The following is a 7617-nucleotide window of genomic DNA, read 5'->3' on the forward strand; positions in this document are numbered from 1 at the left end:
TATTTAAGGGGGCGATAAATTGATGAAATCTAATAAAAACATTGAACTTAGAATTCTAAAGGCTATTCTTTGGATATATATAATCTTATGTATTTTAATAGCTGGACTAAATTATGGATATGTAAGTAGAGCCACACCCAAAGTAGCATCATTTATAACGTGGCTTTGGCAATTTTATGAAAACTGGGTAAAGACTTTATTCATAATTATTGGTAGTTTCCTTACAATTAGAATTATTGGAACTTCTAAAAGATCAGTAATGAGAAAAAGAAACCTAATTGGATTTATAGTTTCTGCACTAATCGTACATATTACTGCTCCTATACTACTTAATAACAAAGAATTATATTTCTTTGCTATGCCATTGCCATGGACAACGGTACCCTTACAGCTGCTATTTCCGAAATCATCTTTTTATCTTAGTAGCTATCAAATTTGGGGAGAAGCTGGGATATCAGCTGCTCTTATATTTTATGTCTGTGTAAGCATTGTTGTTTTAGTAGGAACTTTATTATTTGGTAGGCGCTTGCAATGTTCAACTCTATGCTTGTTTAATGGGTTTGCTTCGGAAGTATTTGATCCGGTAATTCCTCTAATTGGGAAAAATAAAAAAATGGAGCCAATAGTAATTAAAATTTTTTCGGTTTTAAGATGGGTGTTTCTATTGATTTCAGTGTTTTTTACTGTTTGGTGGATTTCATTATTATTAGGAACACCAATAACAGAAAATTTCCAGATGATTAGTAAAATTGAAAATTATAAGTATCTCACTACAGAACTGATGATAGCGATGTTTTTTTGGGTGGCTTTTATTGGTAGGGGTTATTGCTATTATTGTCCATTAGGAACAGTCTTATCTTTCCTGGGGAAAATAGCTGGTCAACGAATTATTACAAATAAGTCAAAATGTATACAATGTGGCCAATGTAATTTAGCCTGTCCAATGTCTATAGATATTAAGAGCAAGGCTCAAAGCAGAGATTCAGTAATAAACATTCGTTGTGTTGGCTGTGGTCACTGTGTAGATGCTTGCCCAGTTAAAACACTGGGTTATTCAACCAGATTTTCAAATTGGATATCAAATAAAATAAAATAAGAAATTTCTTGTTTTATGTTGTCAAAATTTAAAGAGAGTAATACATAAATTATATTACTCTCTTGGTACATTTTATTGATTGTCTATTTTGAGGGATATAGATCATACACCTTAAGCAGCATTTTTATTTGTTAATTTGCATATTATTTAATTTCATTTGAATTTTTTGCTGTATTGTATCAGCCTGCACCTGAGTAATTACTTTACTTTTAACTAATGAGTTTAATCCATTAATTATATTAGTATCATTTGTTGTCTCAATTTTGTTTGTTGAATTTGTTGTGCCTGCTCCTGTTGTTCCTGTTGTTCCTGCTGTTCCTGTTGATGGTGTTGATCCTGTTGATCCTGTTGCTCCTGGTGTTTCTGTTGTTCCTTTTGCTCCCGTTGTTCCTGTATCGGGTGTTGCTACATTACTACTATTTGTGACTGAGACTTGTGACATATTCTTTGTTATTGCTGCAAGTACTTTTTTTGATTGGGTATTTGTTATTGTATTAGCAGTAACTAGTTCTTTAAGAGTATTAGAATAAAGTGTTTTCATTGTAGTTGTTGATATAGATTTAGTAGTTTGGTTAGTATTATTCATTGGCGTTTTAGTAGAGCTTCGTATATTACAGCCAGTAAATACTAAAATAGTCATACTAACACTAATTAATATTAAAGAAATTTTTGCATTTTTCATTTTTACCCATCCTTCATGTATATTTTTTATCCTTTTGTTATTTAATTATGATTAGGATAAATGTATGAAAATATACTTTAAATGAAAAAATAAAGCTCAAAGGCATCCCTTAGAGCTTCTACTTATTTATTTACCTAAACATGAGTGATTTAACCAAATACTTGCTATATTTTGCAAAGAAATAGAAGAAGATTGTGAATCACTTTATATGCGAATAATTCTCATTATTTTGAACAATAATTACCAGTAACTTCGATTTCATTACCATCAAGGTCATTAACTATAAAGAAATAATATGGCATTGTAATATTTACATACATAATTTCCGATACTTTACCTATATTTAGATTTTTAACCCTTTCAAATTCTTCATTTAAATTATCAACATCAAAATTAAATACTACAGTTTTACCTGCACCTGTATTTTCTTGCCTTAAATATTTGATATATGCTTCGTTATAATGAAAATCAGTGTTTTCATTTTTATTTAGCATATCAATATCATATTGTAAATTGTACAAAGCAAGAGTGTTTCCACAATTAAACATCACCCAACGTTCTTTATTTGAGTATTGCGGTTGTATTTGAAGCAGTTTAGAATAAAAATTTATAGACTTTTCCATGTCGCTTACTTTAATGTAAGTACATCCTAATTTCATTTAAATCAACCCCCAATTATTTAAATAATCTGCATATCAACTGTATCCGTTTGCTCCATAAAGCCTCCCCATAGTATATATTTACGAATTAATTAGGTAATCTTTTAAACAAACAATGCAAAAATAGAACTGCTACTGCTAACTTATATTTTTTCTCAATGGAGATGGAATTCGTATCATCCATAAAATTTTGAACATCCTCTAACTCAAGTTTCGCATATATCGCTAAGGTTTCATATTTAATTTCAAACTCACTTATTAATACATCGATTACTCCTTTAATTCTGTTGTCTTCATTTATCATCAATATACCATCAGATAGCATATAAAGCATGTTTGATAAATATGCAGGCTCCTGAATATTTGAATTATTTTTACCATCCATAAAATCTTTTAACCATACATAATCTATTCCAGTTATTTTACTCAAAGATTTCAATTCGATTTTATAATTATTAATCAGATTTTGTATATCTCCCCTAATAATACAATCATTCTGATTTATATTTTTACTTACACTTTGTCTTATAATCTCAATATCCATATATCTTCCTTTTCTATCTTTTATAGTATTAAAAGTTTTATCTGTTAAAAATATTATCTCTTTCATAAAGTAATCTTTATACATTCCTATATTTATGATTCTATTATTATCCCCAAGGTCAGACACTTCTTTACAGATTAAGGACGAATTCAATCCCATGCTGTTTTCAATTCTTGGACATACAATTATCATAGGCTTAATATCACCATCTTTTATCATTTGATCAGCTTTAGTGTTTATGCCCATTTCAAACATTATATTTTCGTCCCCACTTCTTCCATGTAGAAAATATAATACAGGCAGAGGAGTTGAATTATTATAGCATTCAGGTAAATATACTAACATTGACATTTCTTTACCAAGTACATCGCTATAAAAATTTACTTTTTCTACTTTTGATTTATTCATTTTTGTATCACCTCATTTAGAATTGAATTTGCACAATTTTACGAATACGATATAGACTATTTAATTATACTAATAATACCATAATTTAAAAAAATAAAGCATATTCACAACGATTAAAGAATGCTATATAGCCTCAAAGTGAAAGTAACTCAGTTACCATTGAGTTACTTTCAGAATATTAATATGAACTAAAAGCAAGTACCCCAATATCATTAGATATAGGGGTACTTGTGACGAAATAGAAGAAAGAAGCGTATTAACTTAACTTTTTATTCTATTCATAACTTTAATTTATTTTATGTAGTATGTATTACAGCAAAAATTTATAGCACCATTTGCAGTTTTAAACTTTTTATATCTTAACCCACATTGCAATAATTCAGATATTAACTGCTTTCTATCATTATTAAATTCATGATGCCACTTTATATTCATCCATAAAAACTTTAATGTTGGATTGGTGTTATACGATTCTTTACCCGTTCTTTGCCGAATCCAGCGTCTTAAAATTCTATACAATCGTATAAATGAAGTTGTATCTAAAAAAATAATATAATCGCAATAGTCATAACGTTTTTTAAGGTATTTTCTTGGTGAACCTTCTATTACCCAATTTTTGCTCGTCAGTATATCCATGAACATTTTTTCTCTTTCACTATCTGAACGCCTAACATCACCGTCTCTTGTCCTCATCCAAACTATATTATCTTGTTCATAACAAGGAATATGAAATTCTTCTGCTATCCTACGTGATAAAGTGGTTTTTCCACTACCAACAGCACCAATAATATCTATTTTCAAATTACATCCCCAATCTCAATATATTACGAGTATGACATGAAATATATATTTAATTATACCATTCCCAAATATATACTGATTTATAGCTCAACTTTAGAAACATACTAAAGCTGATGGGAAGTGATATTATGAAAAAAAAGCGTTTTTGTATATCTATATTATGCTTTTTTCTATTTTTTCAATATACTAAAATAGGTGTTGCTAAAAATGAACATACACCTATGAAATGCGAGGAAAAATTAAATTTATTAGAACCCGCAAAACCAAAAACTATTTACGATTATGAATTGTTGCCTGAGAGAAACATAAGTACATTTAAAGAAAAAGTTTTACCTATTTCATTAGTACAAAAGAATGGAAACAAGGTTCCTTTTGCAATAGCTTACAAAAATTTGAATTGGCAAAGACCTGCTTATGATCCTATTTGGAATAGTTCTTTAAGGCGCTGGAGTTATGTCCCATTAAACATGGCTTATCAGCAACACATAGTTTATAGTTATCAGGGTGGCCTATCTTATTGGTATGATCTTTCAAGTTATTTAGCTCTTCCAAATGGCACCGGTGGTCCTTCTCCTATCAATGAATATGCTTTTACAATTAAATATCCTTATGTTGTAAGGCTTGTTATTTTTAATTTTAATATTATATCTATAAAACATTACAAAAATCAAATTGTTGTTTCTGGAGTACCATTGAGAAAGGGATTAACAATAGTAGATTTTGATACAAGAAATTTTCCTGATTCTAAAAAATTATTACAGCTTGCAACACCTGATGGTTATGAATTAGATTATTTAATTTTGTATTTAAGTAACCATTAAAATTTGAGGTTTTAATGGTTACTTATTGTTTTAATAAATAAATAAATAAATACTGTAAAAAACAAATAATGTTAAACCAGACTTTAACGAATTTTGGCTTTATTAACTTAATTAATTTGCATATTAAATGAGGAGGTGACTTGAGCCGGCATATAAGAAAACCATGTAATAATTTACGAACAAATTTATCTTTCTGATAACAATTCTAACGCATCATTAGCCATTGTTAAAATATTATGCTGAATGTCATATGCGTTTTTCAAATCTTCTTTATTATACCATTTGAGAATTTTAGATTCCCAGTCTCCTGGTATTGTATCAAAAGATTTTGCAGTTGCATAATAAACAAAGTCTATATGATAATGTTCTGGATTTATTTTACCAAAAATTGTGTGCATAGGATTTATCAACAATTTTTCTCCTACTAATTCGCATGAATTCTTAAGCTGGTTATTTATTGGATTGTATAAATTTATTTTTAAACCTGATTCTTCTTGTGCTTCACGAATACATGCCTCTTCTGGCAATTCATTTAATTCTATATGCCCACCTAAAGGAAGAATTTTTTTAGCCTTTTTATGTAAATGTAATAATACTTTATCTTTATATACTATAAATACGGAAACTGTAAAATGCCTATCCATCCCATATCACCCCTCCAAATTTTATACTGAGTATTTCGTCATATTTTACAGCTGAGACACAAATATATGAAGATAACGAATTAACTGTAAATAAAAATTACACTCATTTCTTTAATATAAATTCGACTGCTTCTGAATAATTCTCTACTTTTTTCACAACAAAATAATTTTTAAATTCTTTCGTCCACATATCTAGTTCTTCTTCTATTTCTTTAACTTCATTCATTATAAATACAACATATTTACAATCCGTTTTTGCCATTTCTGGAAGCAAAAAAGAAAATCCCCATTCAACATCTGCTTTATCATCTTCAAATCCATTTCTTGCATCAAAGACAAAATTGCTATTAAGATATTGTCTCATTAACCCTAACGCAAATGTTGTTGGTTTTCTATAATCATCTAAACAACAAAATTTCTTCCAAGTTAGAAATACTATATTATCCTTTTCAATGTATTTTACATTACAAAATTCTGAATCAAATTCGATTTTACTATTATTCATTATTAACCTCCGAATTATATAAATGGTTTTGCCTTTTTTTACAAGTTCGCCATAAAATATATATTCATAATGTATAGAAATGCTTTGATTATAGAGCTGGTATATCTTTTGAGTTTACATCAAATTTAATACAATTGCGATTATATCCTGCTTTAGTAACGATATTAAGGATGGCTGCCTCATTATTAATATCCTTTAATCGTATATCAACTGTATCTGTTTGCTCCATAATAGCAATCGCAGTCATTTTATATTCTGTCATATAATCCTCTAATAATTTTTGTAGTTTATAAAGAGAGTTAAGTGAAGTTTTTTGAAGAGAAAAAATGACACTATCGTTATTAACAATTGATTTATAAGTTTCTAAATTCTTATTTGAAACTAAATTGACATGAAACAAGCCTTTACTGTCTATGTAGCTGCCAGCATAATCATCAGGAAATGACTTATTAGTTGATGATATTTTAAAGCTAGTAGTCAATTTTTTGGATGAACTCATACTTTTGTCATATACGGTTTGAGATTGGACATGAGGGGATACCTTAGGTAACTCTGAACTTTTTGAAGATTTAGAGCTGCAGCTACAAAGATTTAAAATTAATACTGAACTAACCAAAGTAACTAACAATATTCTTTTTATCATTAAATTGAAATCCTCCCTTCATTATTCTTATTTCCTAATATCGATATACACTTAAAACAAGTACCGCAATATCATTAGATATAGGGGTACTTGTCTTGACTTTTCATTCTGTTCATAACTTTAATTTATTGCATATTTTTTTGCTTTAGCTCTGATAATAATGCCAATTATAAGTCCAATTAATGCAGGAAAAAAAGCGAAAAATAAACTTAGCATTTCAAATGTGCTAAATACTGCAAATGGAATTATAATGCCGAGCAGACCAACAAATACAGGATAACACCAAAATAAATAACCTTTTTTAATACTAATGATAAGGGAAACAATTAGAGTTGTTAAAGGCATTACAATGTAAAAATTAAGCAGACAATAGCCCATTTCATCACCCTCAGACAGAAATACTCCCAAAATATAAATCGCCCCAAAAATCAAGGCAGAAATTCCATAACATATTATTGAGATTTTTTTCGATGAATTAATATTTTTCATGGTTACCTCTCCTCCAAATAAAATATAATCTTTACATCAAAATTAAATACAATTTTGATGTAACAATATATATTGGATTATACCATAATTACCATAAATTTAGCATACTTACAATTTTTTTATAATAGATGGTCATCGATCCTTCTATCTTACAATATATTGTGCGGAAAGCCCACTCATTTAGGTGTGGGATGGATAGCATAATATATAAATGTTTATCTGCTATATATGTATAAAAGAGTTTAAACATACACATAATAGGATATAATGATATTATGGAAAATAAATATAGAACAACTAAAACAACAGTTTCTTTAATTAATTA

Annotated in this window: 10 protein-coding genes; 2 read left to right on the forward strand and 8 right to left on the reverse strand. The window is 28.4% G+C overall.

The window, feature by feature from the left end; translation table 11 throughout:
- Nucleotides 1–22 precede the first annotated feature (22 nt).
- A complete protein-coding gene (locus KPL44_RS22670; protein WP_216255268.1) occupies nt 23–1096 on the forward strand; it encodes a 4Fe-4S binding protein in 1074 nt (357 codons plus the stop codon).
- Nucleotides 1097–1220: 124 nt separating this feature from the next.
- Here the strand turns inward: KPL44_RS22670 and KPL44_RS22675 are convergent, their stop codons facing one another.
- The 4 genes from KPL44_RS22675 to KPL44_RS22695 form a co-directional block, all read right to left on the reverse strand.
- Nucleotides 1221–1778: a hypothetical protein gene (locus KPL44_RS22675; RefSeq protein WP_216255253.1), complete on the reverse strand. Its 558-nt coding sequence runs from the start codon at nt 1776–1778 to the stop codon at nt 1221–1223.
- A 224-nt stretch (nt 1779–2002) separates the two neighbouring features.
- Entirely contained in the window at nt 2003–2437 is a 435-nt protein-coding gene (locus KPL44_RS22680; protein WP_216255255.1) for a VOC family protein, read from the reverse strand.
- Nucleotides 2438–2525: 88 nt separating this feature from the next.
- Nucleotides 2526–3389, reverse strand: coding sequence for an HTH domain-containing protein (locus KPL44_RS25610; protein WP_253201913.1), 864 nt, complete (start codon nt 3387–3389; stop codon nt 2526–2528).
- A gap of 291 nt (nt 3390–3680) precedes the next feature.
- Nucleotides 3681–4190, reverse strand: a complete 510-nt coding sequence (locus KPL44_RS22695; RefSeq protein ID WP_216255256.1) for a DNA topology modulation protein FlaR — start codon at nt 4188–4190, stop codon at nt 3681–3683.
- Between the two features lie 128 nt (nt 4191–4318).
- Here KPL44_RS22695 and KPL44_RS22700 point away from each other — a divergent pair, with 128 nt between their 5' ends.
- A complete protein-coding gene (locus KPL44_RS22700) occupies nt 4319–5011 on the forward strand; it encodes a hypothetical protein (protein ID WP_216255259.1) in 693 nt (230 codons plus the stop codon).
- A 185-nt stretch (nt 5012–5196) separates the two neighbouring features.
- On the opposite strand, the gene KPL44_RS22705 is transcribed toward KPL44_RS22700, so the two are convergent.
- The 4 genes from KPL44_RS22705 to KPL44_RS22720 all read right to left on the reverse strand — a co-directional run bounded on the left by KPL44_RS22705 (nt 5197) and on the right by KPL44_RS22720 (nt 7292).
- A complete protein-coding gene (locus tag KPL44_RS22705; protein WP_216255261.1) occupies nt 5197–5655 on the reverse strand; it encodes an NUDIX hydrolase in 459 nt (152 codons plus the stop codon).
- Between the two features lie 103 nt (nt 5656–5758).
- Nucleotides 5759–6160: a hypothetical protein gene (locus KPL44_RS22710; protein ID WP_216255263.1), complete on the reverse strand. Its 402-nt coding sequence runs from the start codon at nt 6158–6160 to the stop codon at nt 5759–5761.
- A gap of 88 nt (nt 6161–6248) precedes the next feature.
- Nucleotides 6249–6803, reverse strand: coding sequence for a hypothetical protein (locus tag KPL44_RS22715; protein WP_216255265.1), 555 nt, complete (start codon nt 6801–6803; stop codon nt 6249–6251).
- A 120-nt stretch (nt 6804–6923) separates the two neighbouring features.
- Entirely contained in the window at nt 6924–7292 is a 369-nt protein-coding gene (locus KPL44_RS22720) for a hypothetical protein (protein ID WP_216255267.1), read from the reverse strand.
- Nucleotides 7293–7617 lie beyond the last annotated feature (325 nt).

This window comes from Clostridium sp. DSM 17811, assembly GCF_018861905.1.
In the GTDB taxonomy this organism is placed as follows: Bacteria; Bacillota; Clostridia; order Clostridiales; family Clostridiaceae; genus Clostridium_AD; species Clostridium_AD frigoriphilum.

Excerpts from the sequence above, each read along its gene's own strand:
- KPL44_RS22670 (WP_216255268.1), top strand. The coding sequence starts at position 23 with ATGAAATCTAATAAAAACATTGAACTTAGAATTCTAAAGGCTATTCTT.
- KPL44_RS22675 (WP_216255253.1), bottom strand. The coding sequence starts at position 1,778 with ATGAAAAATGCAAAAATTTCTTTAATATTAATTAGTGTTAGTATGACT.
- KPL44_RS22680 (WP_216255255.1), bottom strand. The coding sequence starts at position 2,437 with ATGAAATTAGGATGTACTTACATTAAAGTAAGCGACATGGAAAAGTCT.
- KPL44_RS25610 (WP_253201913.1), bottom strand. The coding sequence starts at position 3,389 with ATGAATAAATCAAAAGTAGAAAAAGTAAATTTTTATAGCGATGTACTT.
- KPL44_RS22700 (WP_216255259.1), top strand. The coding sequence starts at position 4,319 with ATGAAAAAAAAGCGTTTTTGTATATCTATATTATGCTTTTTTCTATTT.
- KPL44_RS22705 (WP_216255261.1), bottom strand. The coding sequence starts at position 5,655 with ATGGATAGGCATTTTACAGTTTCCGTATTTATAGTATATAAAGATAAA.
- KPL44_RS22710 (WP_216255263.1), bottom strand. The coding sequence starts at position 6,160 with ATGAATAATAGTAAAATCGAATTTGATTCAGAATTTTGTAATGTAAAA.
- KPL44_RS22715 (WP_216255265.1), bottom strand. The coding sequence starts at position 6,803 with ATGATAAAAAGAATATTGTTAGTTACTTTGGTTAGTTCAGTATTAATT.
- KPL44_RS22720 (WP_216255267.1), bottom strand. The coding sequence starts at position 7,292 with ATGAAAAATATTAATTCATCGAAAAAAATCTCAATAATATGTTATGGA.